Annotated in this window: 16 protein-coding genes; 11 read left to right on the top strand and 5 right to left on the bottom strand. The window is 67.6% G+C overall.

Annotation, left to right across the window (positions count from 1 at the left end; all coding sequences use genetic code 11):
• Window positions 1–20 precede the first annotated feature (20 nt).
• Window positions 21–527 (bottom strand): phage holin family protein, encoded by a 507-nt coding sequence (locus ACT3SZ_RS01440; RefSeq protein WP_444616087.1) that lies wholly within the window; start codon window positions 525–527, stop codon window positions 21–23.
• A gap of 141 nt (window positions 528–668) precedes the next feature.
• Complete coding sequence (locus tag ACT3SZ_RS01435) at window positions 669–1595, bottom strand: HAD family hydrolase (RefSeq protein WP_444616085.1); 927 nt, start codon at window positions 1593–1595, stop codon at window positions 669–671.
• A 186-nt stretch (window positions 1596–1781) separates the two neighbouring features.
• Here ACT3SZ_RS01435 and ACT3SZ_RS01430 point away from each other — a divergent pair, with 186 nt between their 5' ends.
• The 8 genes from ACT3SZ_RS01430 to ACT3SZ_RS01395 all read left to right on the top strand — a co-directional run bounded on the left by ACT3SZ_RS01430 (window position 1782) and on the right by ACT3SZ_RS01395 (window position 8736).
• The gene (locus ACT3SZ_RS01430; RefSeq protein ID WP_444616083.1) at window positions 1782–2858 is read left to right on the top strand and encodes a hypothetical protein; all 1077 of its coding nucleotides are present in this window, start codon (window positions 1782–1784) and stop codon (window positions 2856–2858) included.
• Window positions 2855–4030 carry a TadA family conjugal transfer-associated ATPase gene (locus tag ACT3SZ_RS01425; protein WP_444616081.1) on the top strand — a complete coding sequence of 392 codons (1176 nt, stop codon included), beginning with the start codon at window positions 2855–2857 and terminating at the stop codon, window positions 4028–4030. Before ACT3SZ_RS01430 ends, ACT3SZ_RS01425 begins: the two co-directional genes overlap by 4 nt.
• Window positions 4024–5178, top strand: a complete 1155-nt coding sequence (locus ACT3SZ_RS01420; RefSeq protein ID WP_444616079.1) for a hypothetical protein — start codon at window positions 4024–4026, stop codon at window positions 5176–5178. Before ACT3SZ_RS01425 ends, ACT3SZ_RS01420 begins: the two co-directional genes overlap by 7 nt.
• A 94-nt stretch (window positions 5179–5272) precedes the next feature.
• Window positions 5273–5542 carry a DUF4244 domain-containing protein gene (locus ACT3SZ_RS01415; RefSeq protein ID WP_444616078.1) on the top strand — a complete coding sequence of 90 codons (270 nt, stop codon included), beginning with the start codon at window positions 5273–5275 and terminating at the stop codon, window positions 5540–5542.
• Between the two features lie 17 nt (window positions 5543–5559).
• Entirely contained in the window at window positions 5560–5949 is a 390-nt protein-coding gene (locus tag ACT3SZ_RS01410; RefSeq protein WP_444616076.1) for a hypothetical protein, read from the top strand.
• Window positions 5942–6295 (top strand): Rv3654c family TadE-like protein, encoded by a 354-nt coding sequence (locus ACT3SZ_RS01405; protein ID WP_444616075.1) that lies wholly within the window; start codon window positions 5942–5944, stop codon window positions 6293–6295. Before ACT3SZ_RS01410 ends, ACT3SZ_RS01405 begins: the two co-directional genes overlap by 8 nt.
• 273 nt (window positions 6296–6568) lie before the next feature.
• Complete coding sequence (locus tag ACT3SZ_RS01400; RefSeq protein WP_444616073.1) at window positions 6569–7324, top strand: hypothetical protein; 756 nt, start codon at window positions 6569–6571, stop codon at window positions 7322–7324.
• Window positions 7325–7680: 356 nt separating this feature from the next.
• Complete coding sequence (locus ACT3SZ_RS01395) at window positions 7681–8736, top strand: hypothetical protein (protein WP_444616071.1); 1056 nt, start codon at window positions 7681–7683, stop codon at window positions 8734–8736.
• Window positions 8737–8742: 6 nt separating this feature from the next.
• Here the strand turns inward: ACT3SZ_RS01395 and ACT3SZ_RS01390 are convergent, their stop codons facing one another.
• Window positions 8743–9987 (bottom strand): lipase family protein, encoded by a 1245-nt coding sequence (locus ACT3SZ_RS01390; RefSeq protein ID WP_444616070.1) that lies wholly within the window; start codon window positions 9985–9987, stop codon window positions 8743–8745.
• A 60-nt stretch (window positions 9988–10047) separates the two neighbouring features.
• Window positions 10048–12441, bottom strand: coding sequence for a DEAD/DEAH box helicase (locus tag ACT3SZ_RS01385; protein ID WP_444616068.1), 2394 nt, complete (start codon window positions 12439–12441; stop codon window positions 10048–10050).
• 384 nt (window positions 12442–12825) lie between these two features.
• Between ACT3SZ_RS01385 and ACT3SZ_RS01380 the strand changes: the two genes are divergently transcribed.
• Window positions 12826–13029, top strand: a complete 204-nt coding sequence (locus tag ACT3SZ_RS01380; protein WP_038546005.1) for a cold-shock protein — start codon at window positions 12826–12828, stop codon at window positions 13027–13029.
• A 149-nt stretch (window positions 13030–13178) separates the two neighbouring features.
• Here the strand turns inward: ACT3SZ_RS01380 and ACT3SZ_RS01375 are convergent, their stop codons facing one another.
• The gene (locus ACT3SZ_RS01375) at window positions 13179–13529 is read right to left on the bottom strand and encodes a winged helix-turn-helix transcriptional regulator (RefSeq protein WP_444616066.1); all 351 of its coding nucleotides are present in this window, start codon (window positions 13527–13529) and stop codon (window positions 13179–13181) included.
• Window positions 13530–13603: 74 nt separating this feature from the next.
• Between ACT3SZ_RS01375 and ACT3SZ_RS01370 the strand changes: the two genes are divergently transcribed.
• Window positions 13604–14260, top strand: a complete 657-nt coding sequence (locus ACT3SZ_RS01370) for an NAD(P)-dependent oxidoreductase (protein ID WP_444616064.1) — start codon at window positions 13604–13606, stop codon at window positions 14258–14260.
• Between the two features lie 144 nt (window positions 14261–14404).
• Complete coding sequence (gene topA, locus ACT3SZ_RS01365; RefSeq protein ID WP_444616063.1) at window positions 14405–17422, top strand: type I DNA topoisomerase; 3018 nt, start codon at window positions 14405–14407, stop codon at window positions 17420–17422.
• Window positions 17423–17487: the final 65 nt, after the last annotated feature.

The following is a 17487-nucleotide window of genomic DNA, read 5'->3' as shown; positions in this document are numbered from 1 at the left end:
CCGGCGGGGAGCTAGACGAACTAGGTGTACAGCCCGTTGTCGGCGGACTCGTTCTTCTGCCCGCTGGGGACCACGGACTTCAGTTCATTGACCGAGTCGATCGTGGCCTGGGGTTTCTTGACGCCCTTGATGAACTTCACGCCGAGGATGGCGAGCAGCGCAACGAGCACGACCATGATGCCGAAGACGATGAGGAAGGCCGACCAGCGCGGCAGCCAGTTGTCCAGCAGCTCGGCGAGGAAGAAGAAGAAGAAGAACGAGCTGTAGGCCAGGACCACACCGGCTGCGCCGAACATGGCGACGGCGATGCCGGCCTTCTTCGCGCTGGCGGAGATCTCGGTCTTGGCGAGTTCGACCTCGGAACGGATCAGCGAGGACACCTGGGCGGTGGCGTCCTTGACGAGGTCGGCGATGCTGCCGCCACGGCCGGCGGCCTGGGCGTCCGCGTCGGACAGTGGGATGGAGTTGACCTTGGGGTTAAAGCTGTCCTGGTCAGTGAACAGGCCGTTGCTGTTCTTGTCGCTCACTACGCACTCTCCTGGGTGATGGTCCGGTTCGAAAAACCCGGTTCGGTGATCCTACGGTGATCCTACCGTGTCAGTTCTTCACGCTATTGTGCCAGAGGCTCCCGGTTGGTGAGGCAGAAGCCGCACTCTAGTGGGGTGTGCTCACTCGTCCTCGCGTCCGCGGAGCCAGACAAGGAGCCCGGCGGCGACGGTGCCGACGAGGGCGACGGCGGCGGATGTCCCGGCGATGGCACCGGTGTGTTCCGGGAGGGTGAACAGCGGCTCGGTGCGTCCGAAGCGGGCGATCGGCCAGTCGCGGGTGGTCGCCTCGCGGCGTAGCGCGCGGTCCGGGTTCACCGCGGTGGGGTGGCCGACGGCCTCGAGCAGCGGCAGGTCGGTGGCGGAGTCGGTGTAGGCGTAGCTGGCGTCGAGGTCGTAGCCGTCGGCCTCGGAGAGGTCGCGCAGTCCCTCGACCTTGGCCGGGCCCTTGCAGAAGAAGGGGACCTCGCCGGTGAACAGGCCGTCATCGTCGACGGCGAGTTCGGTGGCGATGAGGTGGTCGGCACCGAGTTCATCGGCGATGGGGGACACCAGCACGCGGGCGGAGGCGGTGATGATGGCGACCTTGTGGCCGAGTTCGTGGTGGCGGGCGATCAGGTCGCGGGCCTCGGCGTAGATGACCGGGACGATCACGTCCTGCAGTGCGCCGTGGGCGACGTCGGCGAGGTCGTCGCTGCTGCGGCCGCGGACCATGGCGACGAGGGTGTCGCGGGTGGTGTTGAGGGAGTTGTCGTCATGTCCGCTGATCATGTAGTTGCCGAGCATCATGAGCATGCGCAGCATGTCAGCGGTGCTGATCAGTCCGCGGTCGGCCAGTGGCTTGCGGTAAGCCATGGACGCCGAGGTGTCGATGATCGTCTTGTCGAGGTCGAAGACGGCCAGGACGTGCGAGGGGTCGACGCCGGGGTCGGTGGCGATGGACCTGCTGAGGTCAGCGACGGGCGTGGCCGAGGCATCGGGCGTCCCGTTGGTGGTGTGGGAGGCGGTGGTGCCGTCCGGCTCGCGTGGTTCTCCCTGCGGCGTAGTCACACCTACACCATACGTTCCAGGAGCCTCATTCGTTACCTTGCGTATCATTCATTCCTTTCCCCGCGAACGTTGTCCACAGGGGGTGGGGATAGTTTCGCGAAACCGCCACGGAAGTTATCCACAGGAACCGGGCGTGGAGCCGGTGCCTCTTCCGCTGTGGGGGCCCTGGTGTCACTATCTACCGCCATGAGGGGAACACGAGGTGTCAGGGGAATGGCCGGGAGGTTCACCGGTGATGCACGTTCGATAGCAGGGCTGGGTTCTGGTTCAGGGCCGGCACCGGTGCTGCTGACATTGGCGGATCCGGGTCTCGTCGACGAGGTGTCGATGGTGGTCGCGGCGACCGGGCGGCGTCTCGTCGGCGAGGAGGAGGCCAGCGGGCTTGCGCGGCTCGTCGTCGTCACCGACTCCCCCGGTCCGACTACTGCGAAGGAAGACGAACCGCAGGACGCCCCGGCGTCGGTGCGCACGATCCGGGTGACCGGCATGCCGTTCACGGGCGGTTCTGAGGCGGGCGGTGCTGGCACCCCGGCGCTGCAGATCCCGGAGTCCTCCGGGGAATTGGCGGCGATGATCGGGAGCCACGATCCCGTCAATATCGCGGTTGCCGGCATCGTCGGCGGGGCGGGGACCAGCGTCTTCGCCGCCGCGCTTGCGGGGGCCCTCGCTGCAGGGGCGGGCACGTCCGGCGGGGCAGGTCAGGCGCTGCTGGTGGACGACGACCCGCTGTCGCGTCCCGGCCAGCTGCGGTTGCTTCTCGGGGCAGAGGTCGACCCAGACTTCCCGGGCAACCCAGACGGTTTGCCGGGAGTCGGGGACAGCGCGGCAACGGTGACCTGGGTGCAGGACGTCGGGATCCTCGAGGCCCGGGACATCGCCGGCGCGGACGGCACGGACAGCACGGCACCGTCGGCCGATCCGTCCTGTCCGGTGGTCCGTGACTGCGGACGCCGCGATCTGGCCACCGTCGGTGGCGGGGTGACCGCGCGAGTGCTCGTCGTCCCGCAGTCGGTGCCCGCCGTGTTGGCCGCACGTCGGGTCGTGCAGGACTGCGATGGCATCCACGTGGTGCTGCGCGAACTGCCGCGCTCCGGACTGACATGGAACCAAACCCTCAGCCTGCTCGGTAGGGCACCCGCCGTGACCTGGGAGGACGACCCCTTTCTTACGGTGGACGTGGACAGGGGCGATTTCCGCACCACCGGCAGTGGCGCGGGGACCGCCGGTCCGGCGGCCGCCCGCCTGGTGGAGGAGATCCGGTGAGCGGCCGGCTGACGAGGCTGAGCCGGATGGGCATGCCGAGGAAGAATGCGCAGACCCTGGAGCAGGATGCGGCACCGAGCCTGGTCGACCGGGTGCGCGACGGGCTCGTGGACCGCGAGGTAGCCCGGCCGACCCCAGGGGACATCGCCGGAGTGGTTGGCTCCCTCGACGACATCAATGGTGCCGGGGTTGAGCAGGTCCGTACCCTGGCCCGCGAGTTCTCCGGGTTGGGTGAACTCGCCGTCCCGCTGTGCGACCCGCAGGTTACTGACGTCCTGATCAATGGGCCTGGTCCGGTGTGGGTCGACCGCGGCGATGGGGTCGAACCCACCCACCTGAGCATCGGCGACGCGCAGACCTGCCGGCGGATCGCGGTGCGTCTCGCAGCGTCCTGCGGTGTGCGGCTGGACGATTCGCGACCGTTCGCCGATGGCATTCTCACCGACCTGCCACCCGGCGTCGTCGCCGGTGGGGTGCGGGTGCACGCGGTGCTGGATCCTCCGGCGAGTTCCGGAGCCTGTGTGAGTCTGCGGGCACTGTCGCGTGGCCACGGCGACCTGGCGGCATTGCAGCGTACCGGGATGTTCAGCGCAGAGGTCGCCGGACAGTTGCGCGACCTCGTCGCCGCCCGGCGATCCTTCCTGGTCAGTGGAGGAACCGGAGCAGGGAAGACCACGCTGCTTGCGGCGATGCTGCACGAGGTGCCGGCGAGCGAGCGGTTGCTCCTCGTGGAGGACACCCCGGAGCTCGTACCGGACCATCCGCACGTGGTCGGACTGCGTACCCGAGATGCCAGCGCCGATGGTTCCGGTGAGGTGGACATGCGCACGCTGGTGCGTCAGAGCCTGCGGATGCGCCCGGACCGCATTGTTGTGGGAGAGATCCGGGGTGCCGAGATTGCCGAACTGCTGTTGGCATTCAACACCGGACATGGAGGAAGTGCTGGGACGGTGCACGCCAATAGCCTGGCCGCGGTGCCGGGCCGACTCACGGCACTGGGTGCGCTGGCGGGGATGCCCGCGGAGACCGTGGCCCGGCAGGTCGGTGACGGGGTCGACACGGTGGTGCACCTGTCCCGTGTCGCGGGGCGACGCCAGGTCTGCCAGATCGGACGCCTCAGTGGCGACGACGGTCAGTTGCGGGTCGATATCCTCTGGGACCGCACATGGTGACGGCATTGGCGTTGGCCGGCACCGGGGCAGCGGTGTCGTTCGCCGGCGGGAGAGTGGTGACGGCGGCAGTGGGCCTGTCGCGCGATCGGACCCGAATCAAGGAGTACCGCGCCTTCACCGACGCCTTCGCCGTGGAACTGCTCGTTGGGGCCCGCCCTGTCGATGCCGCTGAGCAAGCGCTGACCACAGGCCATGGCATCACTGGGGTGGTCGGACGCGAGGTCCACCGCATTCGCCTCGGTGCTGAGATCAATGCGAGTGCCGAGATTAGCGCGAGTGGCGGAGCAGGCGAACTGCAGGGCCTACTGCGGATATGGGCGGTCGCCGAGCGACACGGTCTGGCACTGGGGTCGTTGATGCAACGGTGCGTCGAGGATCTCGACGCCCGACTCACCCACCTCGGGCACACCTCCAGCGCCCTGGCCGGGGCGCGGATGACCGAGGTCATCTTGCTCCTGCTGCCGCTCGGGGCATTGGGCATCGGACAGTCGATGGGGCTGGACCCGGTGACGTTCCTGGTCGGCGACGTTCTCGGTGCTCTGGTGTTGCTGGCCGGCGCGCTGTTGGCCAGCGCCGGGGTGCTGTGGGTGGAGTCGTTGACGGTCACGGTGCTCGGTGGGGTCGGCGGGCGCGCCGGACCCGGTGCCAAGGCAGGGGCCTCAGGGGGCTTTCGCATCCCAGGGGTCTCAGCGGCACCGGGTGTCGGCGCGCTCGTCGCAGCCAGGGTGCTCGATGTCTTCGCCGCAGCGATCCTCGCCGGCCTGCCCGTGGCAGGAGCCTGGACGGCGGCGGTGCAGGCGGCAGTACCGGGCAATCGTGCGCTCGACGACCCTGTCGTGGGCGATCTTCTTCGGGTGTCCGCCCTGCTTGACCTGGGTGCCGGGGAAAGTGCGTGGCATCACTTGTCGGCGGATCCGAGCTTCGGCCCGGTGGCCCGTCGGGCAGCGTCACAGGTGCGCAACGGTGGGCGGATGGCCGGTGAGGTGACCGCCCAGGCTGACCGACTGCGTCGGCAGGCCGAGGACGCCGCCAGGGCAGGTGCCGAGCGTGTGCTGGTGGCCGTCGCCGCGCCGCTGACACTGTGTTTCCTCCCCGCGTTCGTACTGGTGGGGCTCATCCCGCTGGTCGTCGGCTTCGCCGGGGTGTGAGGAGGGGAGGCGGCGTTACCGCGAAAGGCACAGGAAGAAATCGCATGCAGGAACCAACAGGAAGGACAGGAACATGACCACTAGGGGGAACACCATGGAAACCATCGATGACGAAGAACAGTTCACCGCTCGGGAGCTGGACACCGGGGATGCCGGGGAGGCTGGGGAGACCGAAAACGAGTCGGAAAACCGGGGCTTGATACGCTGGTTTGGGGGCGATGAACAGGGTATGAGCACAATCGAATACGCCCTGGGATGCGTGGCCGCTGCGGCGCTGGGGGCGCTGCTCTACCTCGTTGTTACCTCCGATGCGGTGGAGGGTGCATTGACCGCAATTTTCCAGCGCGCACTCGACACCCAGTAGCGGCATCCGGGGTGGACGTGGTGAAAGGAGGAGGCGACAGCGGAGGCACCAGCGGCGGCGATGCCGGTTATGTGACGGTGGAGGCGGCGATCGTCTTCACCGCCTTGACCGCTGTGATCGGACTCGTCATCGCCGGCGTCCTGACCCTGGCAACATATCTCGGGGCGGTGGGGATGGCCCGCGACGCAGCCCGGGCGGCGGCTCTCGGCGACGAGGCTGCTGCCCAGGCTGTGGTGACGCAGGGCGAACCGGACGCGCTGCTGATCATTGAACCCGGCGGTGTGCCCAGTGCCCCCGGTGCCTCTGGGGACGGTGCCCGACTAATTACGGTGACCGTGATGGTCCCCGGTTGGCTATTCGACATCTCGGCATCGGCGGTGATCATCGGTGAACCGCAAGATGCGTGACGACGAAGGCTCGGCGACCGTGGTGGGTGCCGCCATGATCCTCGGCGTCGTGGCCTTGTGCCTGCTGATCGTGCATGGGGTGACAGGCCTGATACAAGAACACCGGGCATTGGCGGCGGCGGACCTGACCGCGCTGTCGGCGGCCACGGTGCTGCAGCGCGCCGGGATCGATGAGGCGTGCAGCGTCGCTGGGACGGTGGCGAAGGACAACGGTGCTGATCTGCGTGCGTGCACAGTCGTCGACGGGGCGGAGACGCCCTATGGCACCAGCGGACTACAGGGGGTGAGGGTCGAGGTCTCGGTGTCAGGAAGCAGCGCACCAGCTATGGCCGGGCCGATGTCCTGATCAGGTATTTCTTAGTTCTGAAGAAAAAATGTATAGTTCTTTCATAACTTAACGGAAACTGTCCGGTACCTCTCCATGCTGCGCACAGGAATGACAAGAAGAGGAAGGATCGCCCGGAGTCATCCGGCGCGAGCGCATACATTGAGTAACCCTACTGGACAGAACCCGAATCAACCCCCGGTCGACCCTGCTTCCTACCCGCAAGGGAACGGAGGAGCGGGGTACGCTCCGGTCGCCCAGCAACCTGAGAAGAAGAAAAACACGCTCGGTCTGGTGGCGCTCATCGTCGCCGTGATCGGATTCATCTTCGCCTGCATCCCCGGTGCCCTGATCATCGGCTGGATCCTCTTGCCCATCGCATTCATCTTGTCGTTGGTGTCGCTGTTCCTCAGGGACAAGAAGCAGGGGCTGGGCATCGCGGGGCTCTTGGTGTCGATCGTAGGAACCGTGGTGGGATTCCTCGTCTTCTTCCTCGTCGTCGGCGGGGCCTTCAATGACGCAGTCGATGAGCTTTCCTCGGGAACAGAGGTGACAGTGTCCTCCTCCGACGACGACGAGTCCTCGGACGGCTCTACAGGAACCGGTGAAGGCGATCAGGGCACCCGTGCCAACCCGTACCCGCTGGGATCCACGGTGTCGGACGACGACTGGTCCGTCACCATCAACAGTGTCGACCTCGACGCGAATGACGCGGTCCTTGCCTCGAACTCTATGAATTCGCCCGCGTCGGAGGGGATGACCTACATCCTGATCAACGCGACGATCACCTACGAGGGTGACTCCGACGATGGCGAGATGCCGTGGACCACGATCGAGTACGTCACCGCGGATGGGAACACCATCTCCTCACTGGACAGCAGTGACTTCGCGATCACCCCGGACCGCCTTGATACCCTCTCTGACCTGTATCAGGGCGGATCGACCACCGGGAATGTGCTGTTGACTGTTCCTGCCGATAGTGCCGACCAGGGGGTTCTCGCGGTCGAGCCCGGACTGTTCTCCCAGAAGGCCTTCATCGCTGTGATCTAGTCGGATGCCCCGGAGGTGGGCCGGTCACGACCCATTACCTGAATAGGGAGGCCATGCAGGACGCACTGCGCGCCTATATGGCGATTTCCGGCGGCGGCTACGACAAACCGGTGTCGCCAGCGAACTGCAGGGGGTGAGGGTAGAGGTGTCCGTATCTGGTTCGCTGTCTGGTTCGGTAGCGGAGGCGTCGGGGGGACCGGTGGGGTGAGTTGCGTTTTACCTGGTTAGAACGTGTGAGACGTACTCTGTAAACGTCAGAGGTTGGCCCTGTCCGGCTACCTCTCCAAGCCGTGTGCAGTGGACAATCGCATTGTGAAAGGAGCATGTCGTCCTCAACGACGGCATGTGTGTGACGCATGAATAATCCCACCGGTCCGGGCCCCGACGAGGCGCCCCAAAACAAGCCCGAGCATGAGCGCCAGCATGAGCCCGAATACGGGGCCGAGTACGGGGCACAGCCAGGGGACTGGCAGCCCACGGGCCCGCAGGATCTGAGGTACGCCCCTGCGTCGTACCCGTCGTACCCGTCGAACCCGGCGTACCCGCCAAACTCGCCATATCAGCCGTACTCGCCGTATCAGCCGGCTCCGGCGCTGGACGCAAACCCCCTCGGCCTGGTCGGCTTCATCCTCGCGGTAGTCGGCACCGTCCTGGCCTGTATCCCAGGGATCATGGTCCTGGGGTGGGTGCTGCTGCCGATTGCATTCATCGTGTCGATCGTGGCGGTGTGCCTGCGTGGGAAGAAGCAGGGTTTCGGGATCACCGGCCTGGTGGTCTCGGTGATAGGCGCGCTCCTGGCGGTCTTCATGTTCATCTTCGTCATCAGCACCGTATTCAGCGACGTCATGGACGAGATCTCCGACGCACAAAGCTCCTCCGAGGGCGTGCTGCCACACACTGGCACGCCGACGCCCGACTCCGAGCGCGGCACGCGCGCCGAGCCGCTTGCGTGGGGGACCACCGTCTCGGACGGTGAATGGGAGGTCACGATCAACAGTGTGGACCTCGACGCCAACGCCGTGGTCAGGGCGGAGAACGAGTACAGCGATCCCGCACCGCGCGGTTCGACGTACATCCTTGTCAACGCCACGATCACCTACGTCGGTGACGACGAGGACGGGGATATGCCGTGGACGACGATCGAGTATGTGACCGTCGACGGAGAGACCGTCACCCCCTACGACGGTGAGCACTACGCCGTGACCCCGGACGAGCTGGACACGATCACCGACCTCTACCCGGGTGGGTCCACTACCGGCAATGTGCTGCTCACCGTCCCGGCCGATACAGCCGGCGAGGGTGTGCTCGCCGTCGAACCCGGCCTGATGGACTACCTCGCCTTCGTCTCGGTCAACGGTGACGGCAGCGCAGCCGGGGCAGCAGGGTCGGCCGGGGAGACCCAGATGAGCTGAACAGGCTCAGCTGAACAGGGAGGCCAGGTAGGGCGTGGAGTCCGCCATCGAGGCGACCATCGCCCCACTGTGGTCCTCGGGGTACCAGTGCACGTCGACCTGCTCATTGGAGCCGGCGAACTGGTTCAACCACAGCTGTGAGTTCAACGCCACCCCGATCGGGCTGGGCACGTCGATGTCCAGCAGGCCGTGGCCCACGAACACCGGCTTGTCGTAACCGTCGGTGGGCGTGGCCATGTAGGCGCGCAGTGCGTCCTGCATGCCCGGGATCGAGCGCAACGGTGCGGAGAAGGCGTCCGACAGATCCGCCCCGTCCATGGCCTGCGACATCTCGTCGTAGCAGGCGGTTTCGGCCAGGTCGGTGATGCGCCGGCCCTCGTCGGACAGGGCGGAGTTCAGGTCGATCTCCGGGTGCGCCTCGCGGAAGCCGGCGAGGATGTAGGCGGCGTACACGTTCAGCCCGGTAGGCAGCACGACTGGCGGGAAGGACGGTGAGGCGGCGAGCACCACTTCCTCGATGTAGGCCGGTGCACCGGTGGCGACCGCGCCCCGGTAGTCCAGCTCAGGGGCGATCTCGGCGCCGCGCCGGGTGGCGGCGTGGGCGACGTGCAGTGCGGCCCCGCCACCCTGGGACTGCCCGATCACCGCCCACGACGGTGACAGCAGTGAACCTGCGTCGGAAACATCCAGGGTGCGTGCGGCGGCGACGGAGTCGATCACGTTGAGCGCGCTGACCGACCCGTTGAGGTAGGACATCAGCCCCGGCGTGCCCATGCCCACGTAGTCCGAGGCGACTATGGCGTAACCCTGCTCCAACCAATGGTTGAGGTAGCCGGCGTCGCGGTCGGAGCGCGGCTGGGCCGAGGGAGTACATGCGTCGCCGAGTCCGACGGTGCCGTGCGCCCAGGCGAGCACCGGCCAGCCGCCCTCGGGTGCGTCGCCGGACGGAAGGAACAGTGCGGCGGTGGACGCGGCGGGTTGCCCGTGCTGGTCAACGGTGGAGTAGACGAAGCGATGCTGCGTGCCGGCCGAGGACAAGCCGAGTGAGGGGTCGAGCGGCACCTCCTCGACGGCGACGCCCGCCTCGTCGGGCAGCGGCACACCGTCCGCAACGTCCAACCCCGACCAGTCGGGTGCGGCAGCACCAGCAGTGTCAGTAGGCTCGGCGCCGGCGCTCGGGACGCACAGCGCCGCGGTGAGCACGGTGCACAGCACACCGGCGGAGATGGTCGACAGGGGGGAGCGGCGCACGGGGAACGTCCTTGCTGGAAGTGGCTGGGCAATATCAGAAAAAGGCTTTCGCCGCCGATACTAGTTCGCCGGGCGAGCCGATTCAGCAGTTTTCGCCGCATCCGCCAGCGCGCGCAGCAGCACCGCCGCCCCGTGCTTGAACAACGGGTCATTGCCGTTGCCGCACTTCGGCGACTGCACGCACGAGGGGCAGCCGGACTCGCAGGCACAGGACTCCACGGTGTCCGCAGTCATCGCCATCCAGCGGGCGAAGCGTTCGAACCCGGCCTCGGCGAAGCCCGCCCCGCCCTCGTAACCGTCGTAGACGTAGACGGTGGGGAAGCCGGTGTCCACGTGCAGCACCGTGGACACCCCGCCGATGTCCCACCGGTCGCAAGTGGCCAGCAGCGGCAGTAGCCCGATCGCCGCATGTTCGGCGGCGTGCAGCGCGCCGGGCCACAACGGTTCCTCGATGCCCAGGTCGAACAACACGCCCGGGTCCACGGTGTAGGCGACCGCGCGGGTGTGCAGCCGTTGGGGCGGGTAGTCCAACGGCACGGTGGTGAGCACCTCGCCGTCGAGGGTGCGGCGCTGGTAGCCGGTGACCTGGTGGGACACCTCCACGTCCACGTCCGCGGTCCACACCCCGGAGGGCGCGGAGTCGGTGCCGCCGATCTCGCGGGTACGTCGCACGCGTTCCACGCGGATGTCCACGGTCTCCTCCGCCCGCGTGGTCCACTCCGGGATCTCGGGGTGGACCAGGCACACCGAGTCGGCCAGGGACAGGCCGTCGACAAGGTAGGTCTCGCCCTGGTGGACGTAGACGGCGCCGTCGTGCACCTCGCTGACCGCGCGGGCGGCGTCGACGGTGCCGAGCACCTGCCCGGAGGCCTGGTCGACGATGACCACCTCCTCGCCCGCCCCGCCACGGATGCTCACCCGCCCGTGGACCTCCCCGGAGATCTCCAGGTCGCAGAACACCCCGCGCGGACGCCGACGCAACGAGCCCTCGGCGACCAGCGCGTCGACGACGCGTCCTGCGCTCTCACCGAAATCGCCGGACGCACCGATCTCCGCATCGCTCAGCGGGGCCTCGGCGGCGGCGCACAGCAGGTGACCGGCCAGGATGTAGGGGTTCGACGGGTCGAAGACGCTGGCCTCCACCGGCTTGTCCAGCAGCGCCTCCGGGTGGTGCACCAGGTAGGTGTCCAGCGGGTTGTCGCCGGCGACCATCACGACCAGGCAGCCCTGCCCGCGGCGTCCGGCGCGTCCGGCCTGCTGCCGGAAACTGGCCACAGTGCCGGGGAACCCGCAGGACACCACGGCGTCCAGCCCGCCGACGTCGATGCCGAGCTCGAGGGCGCTGGTCGCGGCGAGGCCGAGCAGTTCGCCGTCGTCGAGGCGTCGTTCCAGTTCGCGGCGGGCCTCCGGGGTGTAGCCGGCGCGGTAGGACGCGATGAGTGCGGCGTCGCCCGGGCGTCCTGCCGCGGAGAGGTCCTCGGCGCAGGCCAGGGCGGTGATCTCGGCGCCGCGCCGCGAGCGCACGAAGGTCAGCGTGCGCGCGCCCTCGGCGATGAGCCGGGCCATGATCCCGGCGGATTCCGTGGTCGCCGCGCGCCGCACCGGTGCCCCGTGCTCGCCGACGACGTCCTCGCGGAAGCCCGGCTCCCACAATGCGACGGTGCGCTCGCCCTGCGGCGAGCCGTCCTCGGTCACCGCGACGGTAGGGCGCCCCGTCAACCGTGCGGCGTGACGCTCCGGCTCCGCCGTCGTCGCGCTGGCCAGCACGATCGTGGGTTCGGCGCCCGCCCGGGCGGCCAGGCGCAGCAACCGGCGCAGTACGAGTGAGACGTGCGCGCCGAAGACGCCGCGGTAGACGTGGCACTCGTCGACGACGATGAAGCGCAGGGTGCGCAGCAGCCGTGACCAGCGTTGCGACTGGCCCAGCATCGAGGCGTGCACCATGTCCGGGTTGGAGACCAGGATGCGTGCGTCGTCGCGGATGGTGCGCCGGGCCTCGGTGGGGGTGTCGCCGTCATAGGACGCCACCATCACCCCGCGCAACTCCGGGACCTGCGAACACAGCCGCGCCAGGCTGGCACGCTGGTCCTGCGCCAGCGCCTTGGTCGGCGACAGATACAGGCAGGACGCCGTGGGCTCGGCAGCGAGCCGGGAGAGCACCGGCAGCTGGTAGCCCAGGGACTTGCCGGACGCCGTGCCCGTGGCCACGACCACGTCGCGGCCCTCCCACGCGTGCTGCGCGGTGGCGACCTGGTGCGACCAGGGGGCGGCGATGCCGTGGTCGATGAGATGATCGCGCAACGCTGGCAGCACCCAGTCCGGCCAGTCGGCAGGTTTTGAGGGGCGTGCGGACTCGGTGCGTACGTGAGTGAGCGGGTCCTGGTGGAGGTTCCCGGGGGTGTCCCGCACCGCTGCGAGGAGTTCGGAGCCGTAGGAGCCGGGGGATTCGCTCATGGTGAACAGTCTAGGGGGACGGCTCGTGGCGCCCGGCCGGACGGGCGGTTGCCGATGATTGCGCAGGTCAGCGAAGTGCGATGTGGTGTGCGCCATAACCGCCTGCCGAGGGCGATGGAAGATTCGGGGGTTTCGGGGGAGAAAATAGTGGCGTGGGTATGGTGCTGCGCGGGAAAACGTGGAACACTGGTGGGCGGTCACAGTTTCTGTGCGTCGCTTTGCTCGCTGTATCACCGGTTAGACCCGCAGTCAGTAGGTAAAACGTTCGCGGGAGTTGTTTGCATGCGAACGGACCAACGTTCACGGTGGTTCTAGCATCGGCCCGGTGGCCTCGCGAAAAGTTGGCGGGGCACCGATCACCGAGAAGTAAGTAAGGGAAAGAACATGGCACAGGGAACCGTCAAGTGGTTCAACGCTGAAAAGGGCTACGGCTTCATCGCACCGAACGATGGTGGCGCTGACGTCTTCGTCCACTACTCCGAGATCCAGGGCAACGGCTTCCGTACCCTCGAGGAGAACCAGCAGGTCGAGTTCGAGATCGGCGACGGCGCCAAGGGCCCCCAGGCTCAGGCTGTCACCGCTCTCTAAGAGCATCGACTGAACCCACCGTCACACCGGAAGGTCTGACCTTTCCGAGACGGTAGATTCATCACAGCGCCGTCCGGCGTCCGCGGAGAAATCCGTGGGCACCGGGCGGCGTTGCTGTGCGCGGGGAGGGGCGCACGGGTGGGGGGCGCTCAGGCGGTGCCGCGGTGCTCCACGACCTGCGACATGTGCCCGACCGTCCAGTCGAACAGGGCGTGCACGGCCGGCAGGGCAGAGCGCCCCAGGTCGGTGAGTTCGTAGACGACCCGAGGGGGGATCTCGGGATAGGCGGTGCGGGTGACCAGGCCATCGGCGGCCAGGGTGGTGAGGCGCTGAGAGAGGACGCGCACCGAGATGCCGTCCACCGCGGTCTGGATCTGGCCGTTGCGCAGGGCACCGTGCTCGAGGCTGAGCAGGATCAGCATGTTCCAGCGGTCGCCCACGGTGCTGAACAGGTCGCGGCTGGGGCAGTCGCGGGCGGCGGGGTTCCAGGAGTCGGTCATGGTGGGGATTCTATCACTAGGAACTTTTCGGTAGCCACTTTACAAAGGGAAGTGACGAGGTTAGGCTTCGGGACATGGCTAATATCACCATCTACGGATCGACCGGCATGGTCGGCAGCGACATCACCCGCGAAGCACTCTCCCGAGGTCACCGGGTCACCGGCGTGACCCGTCAGGACAATCCCTCCAACCCGATCGACGGCGTCACCTACGTCACCGGCGACATCAACGACCCTGCGGACGTCGCGGCCAAGGCGCAGGACGCGGACATCGTCGTCCTCTCCGTCCCCGGCCCGCGCGACGGCAGTTCCGTCCAGCCCATCGTCGACGCCCACGCCGCGCTCATCGGCGAGGTCGCCGCAGCGTCGGACGCAGAGGCGGACGCAGCGTCCGGCGCTCGTCTTTTCGTCGTCGGCGGAGCCGGCGCCACGCTCACCGCCGAGGGCACCATGCTCGTCGACACCCCGGATTTCCCGGAGGCCTATGCGGCGGAGGCCCGCTCCTTCGCCGAGGTGCTCGACCTCTACCGCGCCGCCCCCGAGGAACTGGACTGGACGATGCTCGCCCCGGCACCGGAGATCGGCCCCGGCGCACCCGGTGCGTCCTACGTCCTGGGCGATGATCATCCGGCCGGTGACAGCGTCACGACCGGCACCTTCGCCCGCGCGGCGCTCGACGAGATTGAGCGTCCGGCGCACCGTCGGGCGCGCTACACCGTCGCGGATGCCTGAGCCGGAGCTGAACCCCCCGTGGACACGGGGTTTCCGCACGCTTGTCCCGGCAGCGTGTAGGGTCACACCTCGAACCCTCTGTTGATTCATTCGGGTAAACAGAGATGCACGGGTAACGACAGAACGAAGGTGGGAGCAACACCGATGGCAGCGCAGGAGACCGAGGGCGGCGGCGGGAAGAAACTCGTCATCGTCGAGTCCGCCACAAAGGCGAAGAAGATCCAGCGCTACCTCGGCGACAAATACATTGTCGACGCCTCCGTCGGTCACATCCGTGACCTGCCGCGCGGTGCCGCGGACGTGCCCACCAAGTACAAGAAGGAACCGTGGGCGCGCCTCGGCGTGAACGTCGACGACGACTTCGAGGCCCTGTACGTGGTCAGCCCGGACAAGAAGAAGAAGGTGTCCGAGCTCAAGAGCAAGCTCAAGCAGGTCGACGAGGTCTACCTCGCAACAGACCCCGACCGTGAGGGCGAGGCCATCGCCTGGCACCTGCTGCAGGTTCTTAAGCCCAAGGTGCCGGTGCGCCGCATGGTCTTCCACGAGATCACCGAGGCCGCCATCAAGGAGGCCGCGGAGAACACTCGCGACCTGGACCTGGACCTGGTTGATGCCCAGGAGACTCGTCGTGTGCTCGACCGTCTCTACGGCTACGAGGTTTCCCCGGTGCTGTGGCGCAAGGTCATGCCGCGCCTGTCCGCCGGGCGTGTGCAGTCCGTGGCCACCAGGGTCATCGTGGAGCGCGAACGCGAGCGCATGGCGTTCGTGTCCGCGGAGTACTGGGACTTGACCGCCACGCTGGAGACCGGCGCGGCGGACGGGGATTCCGCCAACCCGACGTCCTTCGACGCCTCCCTGGTGGCGGTCAACGGTGCCCGCGTGGCACAGGGCCGCGACTTCGGTGACGACGGCAAGCTGAAGACCGGCAAGGCGCAGGCCAATGTGACCGTCATCGACCAGCAGGGTGCCGAGCAGCTGGCGGAGAACCTCACCGGCGCGGCGATGTCCGTGTCGAAGGTGGAGGAGAAGCCGTACACGCGGCGCCCCTACCCGCCGTTCATGACCTCCACGCTGCAGCAGGAGGCCGGCCGCAAGCTGCACTACACCTCGGAGCGCACGATGCGTATCGCGCAGCGTCTCTACGAGAACGGCCTCATCACCTACATGCGTACCGACTCCACGACGCTGTCGAAGTCCGGTATCGATGCCGCGCGCCAGCAGGCCCGCGAGCTCTACGGCCCCAGCTTCGTGGCGGACGCACCGCGCCAGTACAACCGCAAGGTGAAGAACTCGCAGGAGGCGCACGAGGCGATCCGTCCGGCCGGCGAGACCTTCGCCACCCCGGGCAACCTGTCCGGTCAGCTCGATACCGAGGAGTTCAAGCTCTACGAGCTGATCTGGCAGCGCACCGTGGCCAGCCAGATGGCCGACGCCCGCGGTACCTCGATGAAGGTCACCGTCTCCGGGACCGCCACCAGCGGCGAGAAGACGGACTTCCAGGCCAACGGCCGCACGATCACCTTCCCGGGCTTCCTGAAGGCCTACGTGGAGACCACCCAGACGGCGGACGGACGCAACGTCGCCGACAACGCCGAGAAGGCGCTGCCGGTACTCGCCGAGGGCGATGCGCTGGACTCGCGCAAGGTCACCGCCGACGGCCACTCCACGAACCCGCCCGCGCGGTTCACCGAGGCTTCGCTAGTCAAGACGATGGAGGAGCTCGGCATCGGGCGTCCGTCGACGTATGCCTCGATCATCAACACGATCAAGGCGCGCGGCTACGTGGTCTCACGCGGTGCGGCGCTGGTGCCCAGCTGGGTGGCCTTCGCCGTGGTCGGCCTGATGGAGCAGAACTTCGGCTCGCTGGTGGACTACGAGTTCACCTCCTCGATGGAGGACGAGCTCGACCGCATCGCCCGCGGCGAGGAGAACCGCTCGCACTGGCTGCGCGGCTTCTACTTCGGCGACGACAAGGCGTCGGAGGCGACGGCGGAGACGGTTGCGCGTCTCGGCGGGCTCAAGACGATGGTGGGCGACAACCTCGAGCAGATCGACGCGCGCAAGGTGAACTCCCTGCATCTGTTCGACGACTCCGAGGGCGTGCCGATCATCGTGCGTGTGGGTCGCTACGGCCCGTACCTGGAGCGCACGAAGCCGGTTCCCGAGGGCGCACCGGAGGGCACTGAGCCGGAGGTGCAGCGGGCGAACCTGCCCGAGACCATCACCCCGGATGAGCTCACCCGCGAGGTCGCCGAGAAGCTCTTCGCCACCCCGCAGGGCGGACGTGAGGTCGGGGTGAACCCGGCCAACGGCCGCATGATCATGGCCCGCGAGGGTCGTTACGGCCCCTACGTCACCGAGCAGGTCAAGGACGACGAGGAGGCGCGGGTCTCCGCCGAGGCGGAGAAGACCGTGGAGGCCGAGCGCGACCAGGAAGATGCCGATCGTGCCGCGGAGGGCAAGAAGCCGCTGAGCCGCGAGACGAAGACGGCGGCGAATAAGAAGGACAAGCGCGTCAAGGAGATCCTGCAGGAGACGCTGAAGCCGAAGACGGCGTCGCTGTTCGAGTCCATGGATCCGGCCTCGGTGACCCTCGACGAGGCGCTGAAGCTGATGAGCCTGCCGCGTGAGGTGGGTGTGGATCCGGCAGACGGTGAGATGATCACCGCGCAGAACGGCCGCTATGGCGCGTACCTGAAGAAGGGCTCGGACTCGCGCTCGCTGCAGAACGAGGAGCAGATCTTCACGGTGACCCTGGACGAGGCGCGGCGGATCTACGCCGAGCCGAAGCGCCGGGGCCGTGCCGCGGCGAAGCCGCCGCTGAAGGAACTGGGCGACAACGACGTCTCGGGCAAGCCGATGACGGTGAAGGACGGCCGGTTCGGCCCGTACGTGACCGACGGGACGACGAATGCCTCGTTGCGCCGTGGTGACTCGCCGGAGACGATGACGGACGCCCGCGGCAATGAGCTGCTCAGTGAGCGGCGTGCCAAGGAAGCCGCCGACGGCGGTGCCCCGGCGAAGAAGTCCGCCAAGTCGACGCGCAAGACGACCAAGAAGACTGCGAAGTCGACCAAGAAGGCCGCGAAGTCCACGACGAAGCGCACGGTGAAGAAGGGCACGTCGGCGGCGGCGAAGAAGGCCGCCGCGAAGAAGAACTGACCGGACGGGTCCTTTTCTTCCCTTGGCCGGGGGTGTGCGCGGATTTCCGCGTGCGCCCCCGGCCG

The organism is Corynebacterium sp. AOP40-9SA-29 (genome assembly GCF_052377405.1).
Classification (GTDB): Bacteria; Actinomycetota; Actinomycetes; order Mycobacteriales; family Mycobacteriaceae; genus Corynebacterium.
This window is presented reverse-complemented; position numbering and strand designations above follow the sequence as displayed.

Coding starts and splice junctions, on each gene's coding strand:
- ACT3SZ_RS01430 (WP_444616083.1), top strand. CDS start 1,782: ATGAGGGGAACACGAGGTGTCAGGGGAATGGCCGGGAGGTTCACCGGT.
- ACT3SZ_RS01420 (WP_444616079.1), top strand. CDS start 4,024: ATGGTGACGGCATTGGCGTTGGCCGGCACCGGGGCAGCGGTGTCGTTC.
- ACT3SZ_RS01415 (WP_444616078.1), top strand. CDS start 5,273: ATGGAAACCATCGATGACGAAGAACAGTTCACCGCTCGGGAGCTGGAC.
- ACT3SZ_RS01405 (WP_444616075.1), top strand. CDS start 5,942: ATGCGTGACGACGAAGGCTCGGCGACCGTGGTGGGTGCCGCCATGATC.
- ACT3SZ_RS01395 (WP_444616071.1), top strand. CDS start 7,681: ATGAATAATCCCACCGGTCCGGGCCCCGACGAGGCGCCCCAAAACAAG.
- ACT3SZ_RS01385 (WP_444616068.1), bottom strand. CDS start 12,441: ATGAGCGAATCCCCCGGCTCCTACGGCTCCGAACTCCTCGCAGCGGTG.
- ACT3SZ_RS01380 (WP_038546005.1), top strand. CDS start 12,826: ATGGCACAGGGAACCGTCAAGTGGTTCAACGCTGAAAAGGGCTACGGC.
- ACT3SZ_RS01375 (WP_444616066.1), bottom strand. CDS start 13,529: ATGACCGACTCCTGGAACCCCGCCGCCCGCGACTGCCCCAGCCGCGAC.
- ACT3SZ_RS01370 (WP_444616064.1), top strand. CDS start 13,604: ATGGCTAATATCACCATCTACGGATCGACCGGCATGGTCGGCAGCGAC.
- topA (WP_444616063.1), top strand. CDS start 14,405: ATGGCAGCGCAGGAGACCGAGGGCGGCGGCGGGAAGAAACTCGTCATC.